14 protein-coding genes and 1 tRNA gene are annotated in these 20999 nt (G+C 66.0%); 8 read left to right on the top strand and 7 right to left on the bottom strand.

The window, feature by feature from the left end; all coding sequences use genetic code 11:
- The first annotated feature begins 53 nt into the window (after positions 1–53).
- The 3 genes from HMPREF9006_RS01335 (at position 54) to HMPREF9006_RS01325 (ending at position 3509) form a co-directional block, all read left to right on the top strand.
- Positions 54–126 (top strand) — tRNA-Ala (locus HMPREF9006_RS01335).
- A gap of 269 nt (positions 127–395) precedes the next feature.
- Entirely contained in the window at positions 396–2228 is a 1833-nt protein-coding gene (locus tag HMPREF9006_RS01330; RefSeq protein ID WP_009211728.1) for a CAP domain-containing protein, read from the top strand.
- A 477-nt stretch (positions 2229–2705) separates the two neighbouring features.
- Positions 2706–3509, top strand: coding sequence for an N-acetylmuramoyl-L-alanine amidase family protein (locus HMPREF9006_RS01325; protein WP_156794376.1), 804 nt, complete (start codon positions 2706–2708; stop codon positions 3507–3509).
- 200 nt (positions 3510–3709) lie between these two features.
- Here the strand turns inward: HMPREF9006_RS01325 and pepN are convergent, their stop codons facing one another.
- Both pepN and HMPREF9006_RS01315 read right to left on the bottom strand, forming a co-directional pair.
- A complete protein-coding gene (pepN, locus tag HMPREF9006_RS01320) occupies positions 3710–6274 on the bottom strand; it encodes an aminopeptidase N (RefSeq protein WP_009211726.1) in 2565 nt (854 codons plus the stop codon).
- A gap of 115 nt (positions 6275–6389) precedes the next feature.
- Positions 6390–8423: a M13 family metallopeptidase gene (locus HMPREF9006_RS01315; RefSeq protein ID WP_009211725.1), complete on the bottom strand. Its 2034-nt coding sequence runs from the start codon at positions 8421–8423 to the stop codon at positions 6390–6392.
- A 270-nt stretch (positions 8424–8693) separates the two neighbouring features.
- Between HMPREF9006_RS01315 and glpA the strand changes: the two genes are divergently transcribed.
- The 5 genes from glpA to HMPREF9006_RS01290 all read left to right on the top strand — a co-directional run bounded on the left by glpA (position 8694) and on the right by HMPREF9006_RS01290 (position 14405).
- A complete protein-coding gene (gene glpA, locus HMPREF9006_RS01310) occupies positions 8694–10280 on the top strand; it encodes an anaerobic glycerol-3-phosphate dehydrogenase subunit GlpA (RefSeq protein WP_009211724.1) in 1587 nt (528 codons plus the stop codon).
- Positions 10277–11527: a glycerol-3-phosphate dehydrogenase subunit GlpB gene (gene glpB / locus HMPREF9006_RS01305; RefSeq protein WP_009211723.1), complete on the top strand. Its 1251-nt coding sequence runs from the start codon at positions 10277–10279 to the stop codon at positions 11525–11527. The genes glpA and glpB overlap by 4 nt, the downstream gene beginning before the upstream one ends.
- Positions 11524–12807 (top strand): anaerobic glycerol-3-phosphate dehydrogenase subunit C, encoded by a 1284-nt coding sequence (locus HMPREF9006_RS01300; protein WP_009211722.1) that lies wholly within the window; start codon positions 11524–11526, stop codon positions 12805–12807. The genes glpB and HMPREF9006_RS01300 overlap by 4 nt, the downstream gene beginning before the upstream one ends.
- A 59-nt stretch (positions 12808–12866) precedes the next feature.
- A complete protein-coding gene (locus HMPREF9006_RS01295) occupies positions 12867–13616 on the top strand; it encodes an SDR family oxidoreductase (RefSeq protein ID WP_009211721.1) in 750 nt (249 codons plus the stop codon).
- 174 nt (positions 13617–13790) lie between these two features.
- Positions 13791–14405 carry a hypothetical protein gene (locus tag HMPREF9006_RS01290; RefSeq protein WP_034230824.1) on the top strand — a complete coding sequence of 205 codons (615 nt, stop codon included), beginning with the start codon at positions 13791–13793 and terminating at the stop codon, positions 14403–14405.
- Positions 14406–14445: 40 nt separating this feature from the next.
- Here HMPREF9006_RS01290 and HMPREF9006_RS01285 read toward each other — a convergent pair whose 3' ends face one another.
- The 5 genes from HMPREF9006_RS01285 to HMPREF9006_RS01265 all read right to left on the bottom strand — a co-directional run bounded on the left by HMPREF9006_RS01285 (position 14446) and on the right by HMPREF9006_RS01265 (position 20874).
- Complete coding sequence (locus tag HMPREF9006_RS01285; protein WP_009211719.1) at positions 14446–15234, bottom strand: sulfite exporter TauE/SafE family protein; 789 nt, start codon at positions 15232–15234, stop codon at positions 14446–14448.
- Positions 15231–16499 (bottom strand): anaerobic sulfatase maturase, encoded by a 1269-nt coding sequence (locus HMPREF9006_RS01280; RefSeq protein WP_034231895.1) that lies wholly within the window; start codon positions 16497–16499, stop codon positions 15231–15233. Before HMPREF9006_RS01280 ends, HMPREF9006_RS01285 begins: the two co-directional genes overlap by 4 nt.
- Complete coding sequence (locus HMPREF9006_RS01275; RefSeq protein ID WP_009211717.1) at positions 16496–17713, bottom strand: ROK family transcriptional regulator; 1218 nt, start codon at positions 17711–17713, stop codon at positions 16496–16498. The genes HMPREF9006_RS01280 and HMPREF9006_RS01275 overlap by 4 nt, the downstream gene beginning before the upstream one ends.
- A 150-nt stretch (positions 17714–17863) precedes the next feature.
- Entirely contained in the window at positions 17864–19384 is a 1521-nt protein-coding gene (locus tag HMPREF9006_RS01270; protein ID WP_009211716.1) for a sulfatase-like hydrolase/transferase, read from the bottom strand.
- Between the two features lie 44 nt (positions 19385–19428).
- Positions 19429–20874, bottom strand: a complete 1446-nt coding sequence (locus HMPREF9006_RS01265) for a sugar porter family MFS transporter (protein WP_198002531.1) — start codon at positions 20872–20874, stop codon at positions 19429–19431.
- Positions 20875–20999: the final 125 nt, after the last annotated feature.

Below are 20999 nucleotides of genomic sequence, written 5' to 3'. Positions count from 1 at the left end.
TCTCAAAGCGTCCGCTATTATTTATGAGGTCGCCACGGCGACGAAGCAAATACGGGGCTATGGCGCAGTTGGTAGCGCGCTTCCATGGCATGGAAGAGGTCGGGGGTTCGAATCCCCCTAGCTCCACAGATGGGCCGATACTCACCTTGTGAGTATCGGTCTTTTGTGTGCCCGATGCTGTGGTGGGGCATGGGTCGTTTCATGGTGGTCAGCCGCGCGCCACCGCAGATAACGTTTTGGTATCGACATGTGGGATGAGCATCTTCTGTCAATCTGAAAAAGCGTTGAAACCACGTAGGTTTTCGCGTAAATGGTTGTCAAGTCGAGTTTGAAGATATGCGTACCGCGTGGAAAAATTTGTCTGTCTCTGTTTCATAGTGTTAGGCCGGTACTCAATGTCGTTCCAGCTCACTCGCACGCACACGTCGGTTGTCTTGGCGGCCACCACGATCGCTGCGTCTCTCGTCGTCATTCCCTCCCTGGCTGAGGGAACCGGTTCCTCCGACGATTCCTTCTGCTCCGCCCTGGTCGGCGCCCAGGGGCGCATCAGCGACGAATACAATCCCGTGCTGGCGCGCTATGCTGCGGCGGCCGAGGGGAAGGCGGCATCCTTCGCGGCCGATCCCGCCCGAGAGGCCCAGCTGCGACGTGCGCTGTCGGACGCGCAGGCGGCCCTCGAGTCCGCCAAGGCGGGTGCGAACCAGCCCAATCCCTCGGTCGGGGATGCTCCCGCTCGTGAGGCCGCGCCTGAGCGGGGCCTCGATTGGGTCGACTGGTCGAAGGTGGACGATGCGACGCAGGCACGCATCATCGAGGCGCTCGTCGTGCAGAAGATGAACGTCTATCGCGCCAACGCTGGGCTCCCCGAGCTGGTTGTCTCCGATACGGTGACTCTCGATGCTCGCGCCTGGAGCCAGCACATGTCCGATACCGACGACTTCAACCACGATCCGGACTACAAGTTCCTGGGTGTCGGCAAGCTCGACGGGGGAGACACCACCTACGCCGGTGAGAACATCGCCTACAACCACCGTGAGAACTTCGGCGACAAGTGGGGCGCGTACGGTACCTCGAAGAATCCGATGCAGGCCGCGGATGCGCTTTTCGAGCAGTGGAAGAACTCTCCGGGTCACGACAAGAACATGCTCGCTCAGAACAACGTCGTGGGCGTTGGAGTTCACATTGCCAAGCACGGTCAGTACACCCGTATCTACGGCACCCAGAAGTTCTACGGTCTCAGTGGAGGGACGCCCAACGCGGCGCGCTTCCATACGACCGGTGACGTGGCAGGCGCCTACGGTTTCGACAGCGGTGCCTTCCGGGCCAACAACACCAACTACGTGTCCGGGCTCGCCGGTTCGGGCGAGGAGCAGCGCGCCAACTCGTGGCAGAACAAGGTCGGCGCGCTACCGGGCAGCGTGCTTCCCGTGGCACCGACCGACATGCCTGCCAAGGCGGGATCTGAGGGGGCAGGGGCTGCGACGCCAGCCCCTGAGGGGAGCGCGGCCTCGGTCGATGCCTCCCGTGCCCTCGCTGACGCTCAGGCCGCAGCAGATCGCGCACAGGCCGAACTGGACGCCTACCTGGCCACCTCCGCGGGCGAGCAAACGTCGGCGAACCTTGCCGACATCGATGCGCAGCTCGATCGCGTTGCGGACACCATTGCCTCGGCCACCACGGTCCATCCCGAAAAAGACGGTGGCGTGACCGTGCGTGGTGACGGGCAGGCGGGTCGCTACCTGACGGCAAACGAGTATCGCGACGCCCTGACGAGCTGCACGACGATCACGGTCAGCCCCAAATCGTCCGCGCCCGCCTCGCCCAGCGAGGGAAGCGGCGTGGCCGCCGATCCCTCGGTGAAACAACCCGCTCCCGCGCCGAGCGCTTCCGCTGATCCTGGCGCGCCGGCTGCTTCTTCCCCTTCCGAGCCCGCCGTCCCGAGCGTTCCCTCCGCTGCCGGGGACGGAGGGAACACTGCGAGCGCGCCAGGCTCTTCGAACGGCTCCGAGCCAGTGCACGCTCGCACGAGCATTTCGTCCTCGGCGAGCCCGGCTGCGGTCGGATCCTCCGATGCGCCGTCGGCCTCCGAGGCGAGGAAACCCTCCCAGGCTCGTGCGCATGTGATTGCTGCAACGGGATCCTCAGCCCTGTGGGTCGGGGTTGGGGCTGTGGCCGTCCTGGTTGCCGGAGCAGGTGCCGTCGTGGCTTCCCGTCGAGCCAAGCGATAACATGAGCGGTCGGGCCGACGGGTCCGATCAGCGCCCCGCCGACATTGTGCATCGTCGGCGGGGCGCTGCGTTCCTGCGCGTGCGCACGCGTGTTGCCCGTTGGGGCTCGTTGTCCTGTGTCCGGACCTGCGCCCTGTTGGGGCCGGGCTTGTTCTCATGCCCAAGGCGTGGGTGGTCAACCGAAGTGTCGAACCGAGGGATGCCGGTGAGTGAGGTGCTCTCTGTGTTTGACGCGCGCTCGTTGGTTACGATGATCTGAGGGTAAGGGGCTTCATTGTGCCCGGGAATTGCGGAAAAGGCAGGGATGATCGGGGTTGGCGTCGCTGGTGAGCCTCTTGTCAGGAGGGGCTTGCTTATCGACAAACTCTAGTATATACTAAGTAATGCATTACGCGGAAGTGTCATGAGGCTGCTTCGCTACATTTTGAAGCAACACAGCTCGTTGCCTTCCAACCAACCATCACGAGAGGACTAGCTATGCGTCCCACTAATGCACGCAAGTTTATGATTGCGGCCCTGAGTGCTGCTGCCATTGTCGCCGGATCTGTCGTTCCCGCCTACGCGGCCGGCGAGCCCACCGAGGGTGCTGCCGCCGATAACGGTGCGGTCGCTGCCGAAGAGACGCCCGTCGCCGACGGTGCCGCCGAGGAAGACCCGGCCGCCGACGGTGCCGCCGCCGAAGATCCCGCTGACGAGGGTGACGACTCCGATGCTCCCGCCGCCTCCTGGAAGCAGGACTCCGTCGGCTGGTGGTTCGACCTCGGTGACGGCACGTACGCTATGAACGAGCAGGTCGAGATTGATGACAAGATCTACCGCTTCGACAGCCGCGGATACATGGTCACCGGCTGGTACAACCAGGAAGGCTCCTGGGAGTATTACGGTACCTCGGGGGATCAGGCCTTCGGCTGGCACCTGATCGGTGGAACCTGGTACTTCATGGATCCCGATCTGGGAACGATGCAGACCGGGTGGCTTGAAATTGATGGCTCCTGGTACTACATGAACGACTCCGGCGCCATGGTCACCGGCTGGAACGCGATCCACGGCTCCTGGTACTACATGAACGACTCCGGCGCCATGGTCACCGGCTGGAACATGATTCGTGGCTCCTGGTACTACATGAACGACAATGGCGCGATGCTGGACGGATGGGTCAAGGACGGCGAGCACTGGTACTACATGGACGCCTCCGGCGCCATGGTCACCGGCACCCGCTGGATCAACGGCGAACGCCACTGGTTCTACGGCAACGGTGTCTGGTGGGGCCTCTACCAGTGAGCGCGTGCTGCGGGTGAGGGAGTTCTCGCCACCGACAGCTTTGATACACGCGCGTGCCGACCTCGTCGCAACGAGGTCGGCACGCGCCGTACGGGAGACCGGGCGAGATTTGACGCTGTAGCTTGGAAAGGATCTTCTCGGGCGTATGCGAGGGGGCGCGACCATGCGGTCGCGCCCCCTCCTCACGCCTAATGATGCGCCTACTCGGCGTCCACCGCCTGGTTGGCGATCTGGCGCTCGCACACATCAATGTGCTCGCGCACGATGCGGATCAGCCCCGCCGACGCGTCCGCATGCTCGTCGATCCACGACTTGCCGGCGACGACCACGTCAACCTCGGGCAGGTAGCCCGCAAGGGCGCTCGGGAAGAGCAGCGTCGTGAGATCCTCGGCCGTGTGGAAGGTGAAGGTCTCCCAGATGCCGACAAGCGAGTCGAAGTACTCGCCCACGTAGGAAGCGTACGTGGACGGAGTCGTGCGAGCCTGCGCCCAGAAGCCCGAAATCATCGCCCAGCGGGTGTCATTGGGAATCGAGGTATCGGTCAGGACCTTGTCCCACACGTCTGCCTTGATCCACTCCCCGGCGCGCGCCGCGCGTGCGGCGGCCGCGTTCTGACGACCGGTCATCGTGTCGTCACTGGCCTCGAGTGCGGCAATGTCCTCCTCGGTGGCGGCGCCGCCGCGCACGAGCGCGACGAGCAGGCTCCACTTGAGGTCAACGTCCAGGTCGAGACCGTCCAGCGTCTGGGTGCCGTCGTAGAGTGCCCGGATGGCGTCGAGCTGCTCGCTGCTGGTTGCGTTGCGCGCGGCAGCGGCGACGAGCATGCGCTGGGCGTCCGAGCCCGAAGCTGCGGTGCGGGCCAGGAGAAGCAGGCGACGGCCGGTGTCCTCCGAGGCCTCCTCGCGGCCCTCCGGGGCGACGAAGGTGCGCACCGCCTCGTCAATGTGGCGCAGAGTCAGCGTCAGCAGGCTCATGTTGTCCTCGACGGGGATCGAGGTCAGCGCCAGGTTGAGGTAGTCGCGGGCCTTCATCTCGCCGTCGCGGGTCATGTCCCAGGCGGCGGCCATGACGACCCCGCGCGTGAGTGAATCCGTGAACTTCGTGATGTTCGCGATCGCAAAAGCCAGGGAATCGGCGTCCAAGCGGACCTTCGCGTAACCCAAATCACCGTCGTTGACGAGGATGAAATCAGGGCGAGGCAGCCCGGCTGCGGCCTCGACAACCGTCGACGCGCCGTCAACGTCGAGCTCTTCGCGGAAAGCTCGAGTGAGCGTGTCCTCGTCGGACAGGCTATAGCCGGCCACGCCAAGGCGATGGGGGCGCAGAGACGCTCCCTGCGAGAACGCCTCCTGCGTGATCTCCAGGCGCTCGATCGTTCCGTCTGGCGCCGCGGTGACCACGGGGCGCACAAGCGTGACGCCCGCTTCCTCGAGCCACACCTTCGACCAGGACTCCAGGTCGCGACCCGATGCGGACGCCAGCTCGGAGAGGAGGTCATCCAGGGTGGCATTGGCGTAGGAGTGCTTGGTGAGATACTCGTGCAGGCCGGCGAAGAACGCGTCGCGTCCCACGTAGGAGACGAGCTGGCGCAACACCGAGGCTCCCTTGGCGTAGGTGATGCCATCGAAGTTCACCTCAACGTCGGCCAGGTCACGGATCTCGGCGGTGATCGGGTGCGTCGTGGGCAGCTGGTCCTGCTTGAGGCCCCAGTCCTTGCGGACCATGAACCCGGTCCAGCCCTCGGTGTACTTGGTGGCCTCGGCCAGCGCCAGGTGGCTCATGAACTCGGCGAAAGACTCGTTGAGCCACAGGTCGTTCCACCACTTCATGGTGACCAGGTCGCCGAACCACATGTGCGCCAGCTCGTGAAGAATCGTGTTGGCGCGCGCCTCCATCTGTGCCTCCGTCGGGCGCGTACGGAACACGTAGGCGTCGCGGAAGGTCACGCACCCGGCGTTCTCCATCGCACCGGCGTTGTACTCGGGAACGAAGATCTGGTCGTACTTGGTGAAGGGGTAGGCGATGCCGTAGGCGCCTTCGAAGAACTCAAAGCCGCGACGGGTGATGTCCAGGATCTCGTCGGCGTCAAGATGGTCAACGATGGACGCGCGCGCGTAGACGCCCAGATCGATGGTGCGTCCATCGGAGGACGTGAGCGTCGAGGTGGTGCCCTCGTAGGGTCCCGCAACGATTGCGGTGATGTAGGTCGACATCTTCTCCGTGGTCGCGAAGCGGTACGTCCAGCTCTCGCCCTCCTCCTCAGGGGAGGGCGTGGGGGCGTTGGAGAACACCTTCCACCCCTTGGGTGCCTTAACGGTCAGCGTGAACGTGGACTTCAGGTCCGGCTGCTCGAAGGTCGTGTAGACGCGGCGCGCGTCCGGGACCTCGAACTGGGAGTAGGTGTAGGCCTGGCCATCAGCCGGGTCAACGAATCGGTGGAGTCCCTCGCCCGTGTGCATGTACTGGCACGAGGCATCGACCTCGAGGACGTTGTGCTCCTGAAGGTCCTCAAGCGCAATGCGGTTGTCCTGGTGGGCCGAGAACGGGTCGAGGGCATTGCCGTTGAGCGTGATGGAGTGGACGTTGTTGGACACCAGGTCCGCGAACGTGGAGGAGCCTTCGCGCGCGTCGAACTCGATGCGGGTGAATGAACCGAAGTCGGTGTCTCCGCGCGTGAGGTCCAGGGAGATCTCGTAGCGGGTCACAGAGGAGATGATCGAGGCTCGCTCGGTCGCTTCCTCGCGAGTCAGGTTCAGGCCTGGCATGGGTTGCCTTTCCGTCGAAGGAATGAGAGCGCTGTCGCGCTCAACATTCCTATGTTGTCATGTGTTCTCGGTGATTGCGCAAGGCGCGCCACGTAATGTCGGCTGCCCCACTCTTTTACCAGATGGTAACGCGAAGCGAAGGGTCGAGCCACATCTGGTCGTCGGCTCGCACGTCGAAGGCCTCGGCGAAGGCGTCGAGGTTGCGCAGCACCTGGTTGCAGCGAAATTCAGCGGGAGAGTGGGGATCAACGGCGAGCATCTGGCGGGCGAACTGGGGGCGGGTGGCGGTCCTCCACGCGCGCGCCCACGCGTAGAAGAAGCGTTGAGGCCCGGTCAGGCCGTCGATGACGGGCGCGTCCGAGGGGGTGAGGCCGCGCTCGGCCAGCGTCGCCGCCCACGCCTTCCACGCAATGGTGAGCCCGCCCAGGTCGCCGATGTTCTCGCCGATCGTGAGCGCGCCATTGACGTGGGGGATGGGGCCGGTGGAGTCATCGCGCTGCGCCTCCGTTTCCTCGGAAGACTCGGGGAGGAGGATGGCCGGCGTGAGGGCATCGTATTGCTCGATGAGTGCGCGGGTGCGCTCCTCGAAAGCCTCCCGGTCCGCGTCGGTCCACCAGTTCGACAGGTTTCCCTCGCCGTCGTAGCGCGAGCCCTGGTCGTCAAAGCCGTGCCCGATCTCGTGGCCGATGACGGCGCCGATCGCCCCGAAGTTGACGGCGTCGTCTGCCTGCGGATCGAAGAATGGGGGTTGGAGGATGGCGGCGGGGAAGACGATCTCGTTCTGAGTGGGGTTGTAGTAGGCGTTGACTGTCTGCGGAGTCATGTACCACTCGTCGCGATCGACCGGCCCGGCGAGCTTTGCCCACTCCCGGTCGGTCGTGTGCGCGCTGGCAGCGCGCACGTTGTCCACGAGCGAGGCGTTGGGGTCCAGGTGCAGCGTCGAGTAGTCGCGCCACGTGACGGGATAGCCGATCTTGGGGTTGAAGGTCGCGAGCTTTGCTAGTGCCCTGTCCTTCGTCTCTTCGCTCATCCACTCGAGGCTGCGAATGGACTCCCCGTAGGCATCGAGGAGGCGACGCACCAGCGCATCCATCGCGTCCTTCGCGGCCGGCGGGAAGTGGCGAGCGACCCACGCTCGACCCATGGCCTCGCCCAGGTACGCCTCGATGACGCCCAGGGCGCGCTTCCAGCGCGGACGCAGCTCCTGTGTGCCCGACAGCGTGCGGCCGTGGAAGTCAAAGTTCTCCTCGACAAAGTCGCGTGACAGCAGGGAGGCTCGCGCGTCGATGATCGATGCCCGCAGCCACTCTTTCAGGGTGTCCAGGTCCGTGTGCGCCCAGACGTTGGCTGCCCCCCTCAGGTAGTCGGGTTGATCGACGTTGACGACGAGGCCATCGCACGGCATGTGCGATCCGCGTGCCCAGGCCTCCCAATCGAAACCGGGGGCGAGCGAGGGGAGCTGTGCCCATGGGGTCGGATTGTCCGACAGGAGAGGGTTGCGGTTGGACACCGAGTCGCGATGGTGCGAGGCCAACGCGGTCTCGAGGGCCATGATCCGAGCCGAGGCGTCCTCGGCATCGGAGCATCCGGCCAGAGCCAAGAGCCTGGCGGTGTGAGCGACGTACGCCTCGCGGATGGGAGCGTAGTCCTCCTGTCGGTAGTAGGCCTCGTCGGGCAGGCCGATGCCGGACTGAACGAGGGAGACCATGTAGCGAGACGAGTCGTGGGGGTTCGTGCCGACGTACGCCCCGACGAGTCCGCCGACGCCTTCGCGCATCAAGGCCCCCATGGTCTGGGCCAGCTCCTCGCGACACGTGCACGCGTCGATGGCAGCGAGCTCGGCTCGCAGGGGAGCCGCCCCCGCGGCGTCGATTGCCTCCTCGTCGAGGAACTGGGTCCACAGGGTCGCGATGCGCGCAGCGTCGGGATCCTTCAGGGCGCCGGAGGCGGCGTCCTGGGCGATGTCGCGGGCGTACTTCTCGGAGGCGTCGCGCAGCGCGTGGAAGGCCCCGTCCATCGGACGATCCGCCGGGATCGTGTGGGTCGCGAGCCAGGTGCCGTTGACGTGACGGTAGAAGTCGTCCTGGGGGCGCACGGTGGTGTCGATGTTCGCGGTCTCGAGGACTCTGGCCAGCAGTGTGTTCGTCATGCCTTAACTGTAGGGGGAGGGAGGCGATTGGCGCTGAGGCACCGTTGCGCGCGGTCGCGGACGAGCCATTTACGTGACGGTGATGGGTCGTTATTCCTCGCGCTGCCCGGCAATTGTCGAGGTCAGTGCGGATGTGTGTCAGGCGTCGAGCGGTCCTGCACATCTGTGCATCCTTGTGTGTGCATTCGTGCAACGCGCCTGTGGTGGAGCATGATGTATGTAGCACAGGTGCACAGCCTCAACCTCATGATGACGTGAAGGGAATGAACGGTGAAGACACTTCGCACTGACGTGTGCGTCATCGGTGGCGGATCCACCGGCGCCGGAGTAGTCCGCGACGTCGCGATGCGCGGCTTCTCCGCAGTCCTCGTTGACCGGGCAGACATCGCCCAGGGGACCTCGGGTCGCTTCCACGGCCTCCTCCACTCGGGCGCCCGCTACATCGCCTCCGACCCCGAGTCGGCCACCGAATGCGCCGAAGAAAATGAGATCGTCAAGCGCATCAACTCCAACGCTATCGAGGCCACGGGAGGCCTCTTCGTGACGACCGCCTACGACGAGGAAGACTACGCGGACCAGTTCCTCGCCCGCGCCGCCGCCGCGAAGGTTCCCGCCGCCGAGATCTCCATCGCCGAAGCGCTCAAGCGCGAACCTCGGCTAGACCCGCGCATCAAGCGGGCGTTTGCGGTGGAGGACGGCACCGTCGATGGATGGCAGATGGTGTGGGGAGCGATCCGCTCCGCGCAAGCCTACGGCGCTCACGTCCTGACCTACCATCGCGTGACCTCCATCGAACGCGACGGCGATCGCGTTGCCGCGGTCATCGTACGCGACGAGAGGGCGGGCGAAGACCTGCGCATCGAGTGCGGCTTCGTCCTCAACTGCGGCGGCCCGTGGGCGGGACAGATTGCCGCGATGGCCCAGTGCCACGGCGTCGATGTCGTCCCCGGAGCGGGCATCATGATCGCCATGAACCACCGCCTCAGCCACTCGGTCCTCAACCGGTGCATCTGGCCCGCCGACGGCGACATCCTGGTGCCAGATCACACGGTGTGCATCATCGGCACCACCGACCTGAAGGCCGAGGATCCGGATCGGCTCTCCATCCCCGCCGACCAGGTCCAGCAGATGCTCGATTCCGGCGAGGCCATGGTGCCCGGATTCCGTAAGGCTCGCGCGGTGCACGCCTGGGCGGGCGCGCGCCCCCTCATCAAAGACTCGCGGGTCTCCGACACCGACACCCGTCACATGGCCCGCGGCATGAGCATCATCGACCACAACACCCGCGACGGCATCTACGGGATGCTCACGATCGCCGGCGGCAAGCTCACCACCTACCGGCTCATGGCCGAACGCATCGTCGACATCATGTGCGCCGAGATGGGGGAGCAGCGCCCCTGCACGACGGCCACCGAGGCCGTCCCGCCCGCCAAGGAAGCCCGCCTCTACACGATCGGCCACCGCCTCGACAACGTGGAATCACGCAACGAGGGTCCCTCCCACGAGCAGATCATCTGCGAGTGCGAGATGGCCACCCGAAGCATGCTCGAGAAGGTCATGGACACCCTGCCCAAGGGGCAACTGGACGACGTGCGACGCCAGATGCGGCTCGGGATGGGTCCCTGTCAGGGAGGCTTCTGCTCCCAGCGGGCCGCCGGCATCGCACATGAGCGCGGAGATATCGACTCGATGCGCGCCAACGCGCTCCTTCGCCTCTTCCTCAAGAACCGCTGGATAGGCCTGTGGCCCATCCTGTACGGCAAGCAGGCCAGGCAGGCCGCGTTGGATGCCTGGATTCACGAGGGCACGCTCGACGTCGAGCACCTGCCCGTCCCGAAGCAGGAGGTCCTCCGATGAGAGACGTCGTCGTGATCGGCGCAGGCATGGCCGGACTGGCCGCCGCGATCAAAGCCGCCGACGCAGGCCTGAGCGTCACCCTCATCTCCAAGGGAGTGGGTGGCATCCAACTGGGTGCGGGCACCGTCGACATCCTCGGATACGGTCCCGACCCGATCGAGCGTCCCCTCGATGCGCTTGCCGCGCATGTGGCCTCCCGCCCCACCCACCCCTACGCTCACCTCAGCCCCGAGCGCGTGGGTTCTGCCGTCGCATGGCTGCGCGACACCGTCGGCCCCGACGCCCTCGTCGGCGACGAAAACCGCAACGTGCGTATCCCCACCGGCGTCGGGGCGCTGCGCCCGACCTGCCTCATCCCCCCCTCCATGGAGGCCGGCATCCCCCGAGCGGGTGCGCGCTACGCCATCGTGGGGCTGGCGCGATTCAAGGACTTCTACCCCGGCCTCGTCGCCGAAAACATCTCGAGACAGGCCGGTCCGGACTCTCAGCCCATCCGGGCGCGCGCCCTCAGCGTCGACTACGTTGCCCGCGACGGGGAGATCGACTCCACGGGCACCACCCACGCCCGAAGCCTCGACCACGAGGAGAACCGGGCTCGCCTGGCGGACCAGATCCGCCCCCTCCTGGACGATGCCGAGATTGTGGGCCTGCCGGCAGTGCTCGGCCTCGAGGACCCCAGCGCCTGGCGTGACCTGGCCGACAAGCTCGGCCACCCCGTCTTCGAAATCCCGATTCAACCCCCGAGCGTGCCGGGCATGCGACTGAACGCGCGCCTGAGCCGCCTCGCCTCGAGCAAAGCCCGCGTCATCGCGGGGTCCCCCATCACCGCGGTCCACACCAACCACGGACGGGTCGAGGCGGTCGAGTACGCCAGCGCGGGGCGCCCCACCACAGTTCCGACTCGCTCCCTGATCCTGGCGGCGGGAGGCTTCGAATCGGGCGCCCTCGACGTGGACTCCTACGGCACCGTGCGCGAGACCATCTGCGGCCTTCCCGTCATGGGCGCCCAGGGCCAGCTCCTGCATGCAGACTTCTGGGGAGAGGACCAGCCCCTCTTCCTGTCCGGCTTGGCCGTCAACGACTCGATGCGCGTCCTTGGCGCCGACTCCACGCCGGTCTACACCAACCTGTACGCGGCTGGCGGAAACCTAGCGGGAGCCACCCGCTGGCGCGAAAAGAGCGGCGAAGGAATCGCGCTGGCCAGCGCGCTCGCGGCAGTCGAGACGATCGTGGAGGAACTCTCATGACCCTGGAGATGTCAACGCTGATGGGCACAAGCGTCCACGAGGGTGACGTTTTGTCCCTCACGGGGGACGCTGCACTGCGAGCCAGCCTGGACGCGTGCGTCAAGTGCACGATCTGCGAGACGCAGTGCCCCGTCATGCGCGTCACCGATCTCTTCGGCGGCCCCAAATACTCCGGCCCGCAGGCCGAACGCTTCCGCAAGGACGGACAGATGGTGGACAAGTCCATCGACTACTGCTCCTCGTGCGGCACCTGCACGCTCGTGTGCCCGCAGGGAGTGAAGGTCACGGAACTCATCCACCACAGGCGCACCGCCATGAAGGAAGCCCACGGCATCCCGATGCGCGACCGTCTCATCGGACGCACGTCGCTGATCGGAACCATGATGACCCCCGTGGCGCCAATCGCGAACTGGGCGCTGGACGTTCAACCGATCCGCATGGCCATGGAAGCCATCATTGGCGTGCACCGCGCCGCACCGATGCCGCGCGCCTACGGACGAACCTTCGAATCCTGGTTCAAGAAGCACACGCCGCTGCCGACCTCTGGCACTCGCGGTCAGGTCATCTTCTTCCACGGGTGCGCCGGCCAGTACTTCGAGGTCGAGACCTCCATCCACTCGGTTCTTGTGCTCGAGCACCTCGGCTACGAGGTCCTCGTCCCCAAGCACGGCTGCTGCGGCCTGGCCCTGCAGTCCAATGGCCTGTACGACGACGCGCGCAAGTACGTCTCCAAGCTGACGAGGGACCTGCGCAGCGTCAACCGGGATGCACCCATCATCTCGGCGTCGGGGTCCTGCGGCGGGATGCTGCGCCACGAGGCCCACGAGATCCTGGAGATGGACACTGTCGAACTGCGCGACGTGGGCTCACGCACGTGGGACATCTGCGAGTTTCTGCTCCACCTGTACGATCAGGGCGAGCTGGACACGGACTTCCAGCGCATTGACGTCACCATTCCCTACCACGCTCCCTGCCAACTTAAGTCCCAGGGCATGGGCAAGCCCGCGATCGAGCTGATGAGCCTCATTCCCGGAGTCACCGTCAAGGACTCCGAGCAGCCCTGCTGCGGGATCGCCGGAACCTACGGGATGAAGAAGGAGAAGTACGCGATCGCCCAGGCGGTGGGTGCTCCCGTCTTCGACTTCATCAAGCAGGTCAACGCCGAGCTGGCGGCCTGCGACACGGAGACCTGCCGCTGGCAGCTGCGCACCGCAACCGGCGCGAACGTCGTTCACCCGATCTGGCTCATTCATAAGGCCTACGGCCTGCCCAACGGCTGAGAGCGAGTTGGCTTCCCCGGGCGCACGATAACGTGCATCCGGGGATACACTTGCAACCCATGAGCAACTCTCGCCGCGTCGTCGTCACAGGAGCCTCCACCGGAATCGGGCAGGCGACCGCCCGCCTCTTGGCGACGCGGGGCTGGAGGGTCGTGGCTGTGGCCCGGCGCCGCGAGCGCCTCGAAGCCCTCGCCACGGAGATCGGCTGCGAGTATTGGGCGGCGGATCTCACCGATGAAGCGCAGGTGGAGGAGCTGGCCGCCCATGTCCTGGACCGCGGGCACGTGGACGCCTTGGTCAACAACGCCGGAGGAGCCATCGGCGTTGACCCGGTTGCCGAGGCCGATCCCACCGCGTGGAGCGCGATGTTCGAGCGCAACGTGCTCACCGCGCTGCAGTGCACGCGCGCATTCCTGCCGACGATGCGCGCCAGGGGAGGGGACGTCGTCTTCCTGACCTCGACCGCCGCCCACGACACCTACCCGGGAGGCGGCGGCTACGTCGCCGCCAAGCACGCCGAGCGCGTCATCGCCAACACGCTGCGGCGCGAGCTCGTGGGTGAACCCGTGCGCGTCATCGAGATCGCCCCCGGAATGGTGCGCACTGAGGAGTTCTCCCTCAACCGACTCGGCTCTCGGGAAGCAGCCGACCGGGTCTACGAGGGGGTCGCGGAGCCGCTCGTTGCCGAGGACATCGCGGAAGCAATCGTGTGGACGCTGGAGCGGCCCCGCCACGTCAACATCGACTCAATGATCGTGCGTCCGCTCGCGCAGGCGACGAACACCGTCGTGGCCAGAACCTCGCCCTGAGCGTAGGAAGACCGTCCTCGTCGCTGGGGTGCCCCCACCGCCGAGGAAGGACCCGCGCGAGGCGCGCCTCGCCGCTTTCACAGGAAAAGCACAGGAGGGACACAACGCTCCCATACCGCGCGGTCCTATCGTCAGCGTTGAGACAACCACGTATCAGCAGAAAGGAGCTTGCCCGTGACGGACGAGCGCAAGAATCAGGCCGGCGAGTCCGAGCGCACCTCGATCCTGCCCCAGGCGGATGATCTGAGAGCGGATCGCACCGAGGAACTGCCCGCGAGCACGCCCCTCAACGAGACGACGCAGATGCCCGCCGCGCACGCCGATCCGGTTCCGGCGTACCGTGCGCCCACCGAAGAGAGCGCCCGGGGGCGCGAGCCGGAGGCGCGGGGCGACGGCCAGGCGCAGGAGGGGAGAGCTCCCTGGATCAAACGAGTCCTGGTGGCGGTGGTTGCCGTGGCTCTCCTGTCCGTGGGCTTCGGGGCAGGCATGATCACCCACGCGTCCATCGTCGGAGACGGCCAGGACTACTACGACCAGGGGTACCAGGACGGGTACTTCGACCGCGGTGACGAGGAAGACGAGGAATGGGAGTCCGATGAGAACGGCGGTCCGGGCCAGGACGAACGAGGCCCGGGCTCCTCGGGCGAGGACCCGGCCCAAGGCGACAACCAGGACACCCGCCCCGGCCCTCCCGGTCGCGATCGTTCGGGTGGCGCTTCGGGCCCCCGCGACGGCCACAGTACCCGGGGCGACGAGGACCCCTCGGCGCACGGCAACGCGAGCAACTAGGGCGAGCGGGCGCGCGAGACACGGCGTCTCGCACGCCCGCTCACGAGAGCGTGGCAACCAGCGTGGAGAGGGCCACGCCGACCAAGAGGGCCGCGAACACGAGGCCGAGAACCCTGTTGGGTACCCGCGTCGTCACCCTCGCGCCGACGATGCCCCCAGCCATGGACGCCGCGGTGAACAGCGCGACCATGACCCCTGCCTCGGCGGTGATCGTGAAGGAGCCGGCGAGCGAGCGCGAGACCACACCGAAAGCGGCCGTGATGACCATGACCAGCAGGGAAGTGGCGGAGGCGCGCTTCATCGGATAGCGCAGCGCCAGGTGCAACGCGGGAACGATCGCGAAACCGCCGCCGACTCCGAAGAACCCGGTCAGGAAGCCCGTCGCTGTCGCCAGGACGACGACCCGCACGAGCGTGGAGACCCCCGAGGGGGCGGCCTGGCTGACGGGAGCCTTTGGCAACGACGACACCGGGGAGAGGTGCGAGCGCACCATGAAGAGAGCGACCACACCCAGGAGCGCGCAAAACGAGAGCATGAGGGCGGACGCGGACACGAGAGGACCCAGGGTGGATCCCGCCCATGTCCCCGCCAGGCCCACCAGGGCAAAGAGGCTGCCCTCGCGCCACGCAACGTCGGTGCCGCGAGCGCGCGTCGCCAACGACACGGCGGCCGTGAGCCCTACGATGATCAGCGACAGGCCCGTCGCCTGGTGGGGGTCCTGCCCGAGGAGGTAGACGAGAATCGGCACCGACAGGATGCCGCCTCCCGCTCCGAGCGAACCGACGACGATGCCGACGAATGCGCCGATGAGGAGCGCCTCAATGATCATTGCTGCTTCCCTGCGGACATGGAGTGCGTGAGTCGAAGCGACGAAGCGACCGTCGGATTCATGATGTCCGAGGCGGGCCTGCCCGCCGAGATGAGCATCCCGATGGCGCGCAGCGCGGGGGTGGAATGCTCGTAGAAAGCGCGGTAGCCCTCGCACAGGTAGTTGTGTGTCCTACCGTCTCGGCGCGCCACGAAGCGATCCTTGGGGCAGCCGCCCCAACACAGCCGCAGGTGGGGGCACGCGCGGCACTCCTCATCCAGGTCAGGCTTGAGGCTCGCGAACTCACGCATCTTCTCGGAGGCGGCGAGGCGGGCGAACGAGGAGGACTCGATCGAGCCGACGAGCCATTCGGGTTCCACCCAGTGGTCGCAGGCATAGACGTCGCCGTTGAACTCCATCGCCATGTTCGCCCCGCACCGGGGGGCGTGCACGCACACCGAGGCAGAACCGAACATGGCCGAGAGCGTCGAGTCCACGTCCTGGATGAACACCTGCCCCACGTCCGATGCCAGCCATTGATCGAACACGTCGCACAGGAAACGACCGTAGGAGCGCGGCGAGGTCGAACGGCTGGTCACGCAGTCCCCGTCCTGGCGATACAGGAGCGCGGAGGTGCCCGAGCGCCAGCCGCGCTCCGCCTGGGCGAGGTCGGCGGCGCGTACACGCTCGACAATGGGGATGAACTGCAGGTAGCGTGCCCCCAGCTCGTCACGGAAATACCGGTAGACCTCCTCGCCGTGGTCTTCGTTGGCAGCGTTGACCGTGCACAGGATGTTTGTCTCCACGCCCGCTTGCGCGAGCAGCTCCCAGCCGCGCACGACCATCGCGTGCGTTCCGCGCCCGCCGCGATTGAGACGATACGCGTCGTGCAGCTCAGCTGGGCCGTCAATGGAAACCCCCACGAGCACGTCGTGGTCGGCGAAGAAACGCGCCCATTCGCGCGTGATCAGAGTGCCGTTCGTCTGCAAGGCGTGGCGCACGCGCTGGGTGGGCCGACGGTGGAGTTCACACAGCTGTACCATCCGCTCAAAGAAGGCGAGCCCCCGAAGGGTCGGTTCGCCGCCCTGCCAGAGCATCGTGACTTCGCCGTCGGGGCTTGAGTCTAAGAACGCACGCACGTAACGCTCCAGGGTCTGCTCCGACATGGTCTGCGCGGCAGCATCATAGAGCAGCTCCTTGGACAGGAAGAAGCAGTACTGGCAATCCAGGTTGCAGGCGGCACCCGTCGGTTTGGTCACCACGGAGAAGGGGATCGATCGGCTCACGGCGCTGCCTTGGCACGACTGTGGGCAGGCGCGGACGAGGCCGGCCGGCACCGTGCGCTCAAGCCGTCCGCGGCCGCGGCAGATGTGGGCTCATCCGCCGTGGCGGAATGAGATGCGATGGAAGCGCTGGCCCGGGCGGCACCCAGCGGGCCGAGGGAGGCGCCGACCACGTCGATATCCCACTGCATGACAGGCAGCAGCTCCTCATGCATGCGAGCACTCACGGCTGCCAGCACGGAGGGGAACGCATCCACAATCTCCCCGGCCAAGATGATGGCACCCGGATTGATGAGGAGCGCCGCGCAACCGAGTACGTATCCGATGGCCGCAACTGCACGGTCAAGGCCCTCGCACGCACGCGCATCTTTCGCCAGGACGCGCGAGCGCAGCTGCGCGATGTCACTCACGCCGGCGTGCTCGCACAAAGCGGGCAGCGACGCCACGGTTTCGAGGCACCCGCGTTTGCCACATGCGCAGGGGGAACTACTCGCATTCACCGTCATGTGGCCCAGCTCCCCGGCCAGGCCGCCGGCGCCGCCGACGAGCCTAAAGTCAGAGACGACGCAGCCGCCCACGCCTCCCGACAGGCGCAGGTAGATGAATGAGGACATCTGTGTTCCGGCTCCCCACATGGCCTCCGCGAGGGCCGCCATGCGCACGGTGTTGTCAACCACCGGAACCGGGTCCCACCAGCGGCGCGTCACGCGAGTGAGTTCGGCGACCGTCGGGTAGGCCTCGGGTGAGGCCGTGGCGTGACGCCCCATCGGAATGGGGACGCCGACCCCAACCGCGCGCACCGCCGAGGTGTCCACCCCCTGACGGGCGGCGCTCGCGGCCAGCGCCTCGCAGGTCTGCTCGACGCATTCCAGGAGGGATGAAGAAGCGGGAGACACGAGGTGGACGGCTGCTAGGATCGCCCCGCTGCGCGAGAGCATGACGCCGGCGCAGGACGTGCGCGTGACGTTCAGCCCGACGCTATGAACCGCCGTCGCATTGAGGATGAGGAGCTGGGTGGGTCGGCCGCGTCCGGTGGTGCTGGTGCGCGCCGACGAGACCGACCCGTCACGGAGCAACGTGGCGAGTGCGCGTCCCAGGTTCGTGCGGGACGTGTCGAGCGCCTCGCACAGCTGGGAGCGTGTCGCCGGTGCCTTGGCCAGGTGATCGACGATGCGATCCTCCAGGGTGGGAAGGGGGCTGCGCGTAAGGTAGTGCATCTCTCTCCTTCCCACATACGCTGTGTTGATGCCTGCTCGGAGCAATCCGGCCTCGTCGATTGCTTCTATGATACGCGTCACTGCTTGAAGTGTGCTGCGCGTATCGCCTCGGCGGGCGGGAGGCCGCCCGCCCGCCGCCGAGGCGCCGTGTCACTCGCTCGTGACCTCGTCGAGGTCGGAGCGCGCGGTATTGACCAACGGGATGTCAAAGTCGGTCATCGCCGCCATCCACTTCGCGAAGGAGTGGTCCCCGCGCTCACGCAATTGCAGGTACAGGTTCGTTGCCAGATCCCGGCGAATCTCGTCGTAGACCGGCACGGTGTACACGTTGTTCATCTCGGACGGATCCAGGCGCAGGTCGTAGAGCTCGTTGATCGACTCCGGGTTGATCACAAGCTTGAAGTCTCTCGTGCGCAGCATGCGCTGCTGGAGAGGGAAATGGTGACCGTGGAACTCGCACACGATGTCCTCGCGCCAGCCTTCCACCTCCTCTCCGCGCGTCAGATCCACGATCGAGCGACCGTCCTCGACGAGGGAGGTGTCCAGGCCGGCGATGTCCAAGACCGTGGCCGGAAGATCGATGAGGGACACGAACGCATCCGAGCGCCCGACCGTCGATACCCCCGGGATGTGAGCGATGAAGGGGACGTTGTAGATGTCGTCGTACATCATCGGGCCCTTGTCGTTGAGGCGGTGCGAGCCGGTGAACTCCCCGTGATCGGCGCAGAAGAAGACGGCGGTGTCGTCCAGGACGCCGAGCTCGCGCGCCGCGTCCATGATGCGCCCGATCTCGTAGTCGATCATGGCGGTGTAGCCCCAGTAGACCGCGATGAGTTTCTTCCACTGCTCGTTCGAGAAGGAAGACGTCGACCAGTACGTCGCGTAGTTGCTCTGGATAGGGGGCTTGCCGATGAGGGAATCACCGAAGTTCTCCGGCAGCTCCACGTCGCTTGGATCGATGAGGTCGAACCACTCGTCGGGCAGGAAGTAGGGCAGATGCGGGCCGAAGAAATGGACGTCCAGGCAGAAGGGTTGACCTGAGTCCTTCCAGTTGGCCGCGTACTCGCGTAGCTTCTCGATCGCGCGGTCGGCCAGGAAGCGCTCGAAGGTGGCTTCCTCGGGTTGCTCAAGGCGCGCCGCGATGATGTGCCCGGGCCGGCCTCCGGGAAGCGTGCCGCGCCACAGGTCGTGGGCGCGCACGGGAGGGAGGCCGTTGGCTTCCAACCACGCCACGTACTTCTCGTTGGCCACGGGGTTTTCGGCGCCCCAGTAGGTGTCGTCGTCGGCGCCGAACTTATCGGGCAGGTTGTATCCGCAGTGATACTTGCCAACGATGCCGACGTTGTATCCGGCGTCGCGCAGCTCCTGGGTGTAGGTCCACGTGCCCTCGGGAATCGACACCTGGTAGGCGATGTTCCACTCCGGGTTGGCGAGCACCTGGTGCTTGCCGGGGCGCTTGCCCGTGAGCAGCGAGGCGCGCGCGGGGGTGCAGATGGCGGTTGGGGTGAAGCAGCGGGTGAAAGCAAAGCCCGACTCGCCCATCGCGTCGATGACGGGAGTGCGCGCGTGCGGATTTCCCAGGCAACCGATCGTGTCGGTGCGGTGCTGATCGGTCATGATGACCAGGATGTTTCGGACGTTGTCGGGAATGTCCCGTGTCTTATCGGTCATTGGAATGCTCTTCTCTCGGTGAAATCAGGGGGAATCAGTGGGCCCTACTGGGAGACAACCTTGTCCATGTCCTCGAGCTCGGCGCCGCTGGTCTCGGTCAGGAACTTCGCCGTGAAGGCGACCGCGAGGATACCGAAGGCGCAGTAGATCCAGTAGGTTCCAGCCGGCGACCATGCGATGAGGAAGGGGAACAGCAGGACGACGAGGAAGTTGACGAGGAAGTCCGCGCCCGAGGCTAGCGACATCGCGCCGCCGCGGATCGAGGTGGGGAACATCTCACCCATGACGATGGAGAAGATGGGGCCCCAGGAGGAGGTGAAGCCCAGGAGGAACGTGCATAGCGCGGCGACCGCAAGGAATGCCAGGACGGGGGAGTCGGCGACATCGGGCTTTCCGTCGACCGTGGGTGCGATCGTAAAGACCGTGGCCACGACGCCGAGCGAGACGAAAATGAGGGTTCCGCCGTAGATGAGCATGCGCTTGCGGCCCACGCGGTCCACTAGCATGATGCCGGAAAGGACGCCGACGATCTTGAAGGCGGTGATGAGCAACGTCTGGGCCAGTGCCATCGACTCGGTGAAGCCAACGGCGGCGAAGAGGGAATTCGAGTAGAAGAATACGCCGTTGATGCCGGTGAGCTGCTGGAACGCGGCGATCGCCATGCCGATGAACACGAGGCCCCGCCACTGAGACGAGAGGATCTGCCCGATAGAGAGCTTCGCTCCACCCGTGATGGCCAGGGACTGCGCGATGGCCTCGACGCGCACTGCCGGATCCTCCTCGCCGCACAGCTTGGCCAGCACGGCTTCGGCCTCCTGGCTTCGCCCGGCGGAGACCAGGTAGCGGGGAGACTCGGGGATCCTCGCCGTGAAGATGACGAAGAGCAGGGCGGGGATGATGAGGCACGCGAAGAGCACCTGCCAGGTCATGAGACCGCTGAACGCTGGCTTGGCCGCGCCGCCCGTGAGAGCAACGACTCCCGTGTTGATGAGGCCCGCAAAGAACAGGCCGAGGATGATCGCGAGCTGGCGGAATCCGATGAGGCGGCCTCGGATCTCGGCGGGAGCGATCTCGGCGACGTAGCCGGGGGCGACCGTCGTTGCCGCGCCGAAGCCGATGCCGCCGATGATGCGCGTCAGGAGCAAGAAGGGGTATCCGAGGGGGCCGAGGAGGGGAGAGAGGGGGCCGAGGAGCGCCTCAACGAGGAGAAAGGGTCCGACCCACATGAGCGTGGTCTTGCGTCCGATCCTGTCGGAGATTCGTCCCGCGCCAAGGGCCCCGATGAGGCCGCCGATCACGCCGGCCGCACCGGCGACGCCCTGCAGGATGGGTCCGAGTTCGAAGGTGGACCCCACCGCTTTGATGGCGGCGTTGAGGACCATGCCCTCGAAGCCGTAGAAGAAGGGGCCGAGTGTTGCGATGAGTGCGAGACCCGTTGCGTAGCGTCTCGCTTGCCTGTCGCGAGGTGACAGTGAGAGTGTCGATGACATGTCTTCGTCCTTGAAGGGGAGGTGGTGCGCCCGCGCGTGCCGTGTGCGCTCCATTCACCATACGCTTAGGATTTTGTGTCCAAAGCCACGGTCATAATCCATAAGAATGATCTGGGTCACATTTT

It is taken from the genome of Actinomyces sp. oral taxon 180 str. F0310, assembly GCF_000185285.1.
Classification (GTDB): Bacteria; Actinomycetota; Actinomycetes; order Actinomycetales; family Actinomycetaceae; genus Pauljensenia.
The sequence above is the reverse complement of the archived record's forward strand: the minus strand, read 5'-3'. Positions and strand labels throughout refer to the sequence as shown.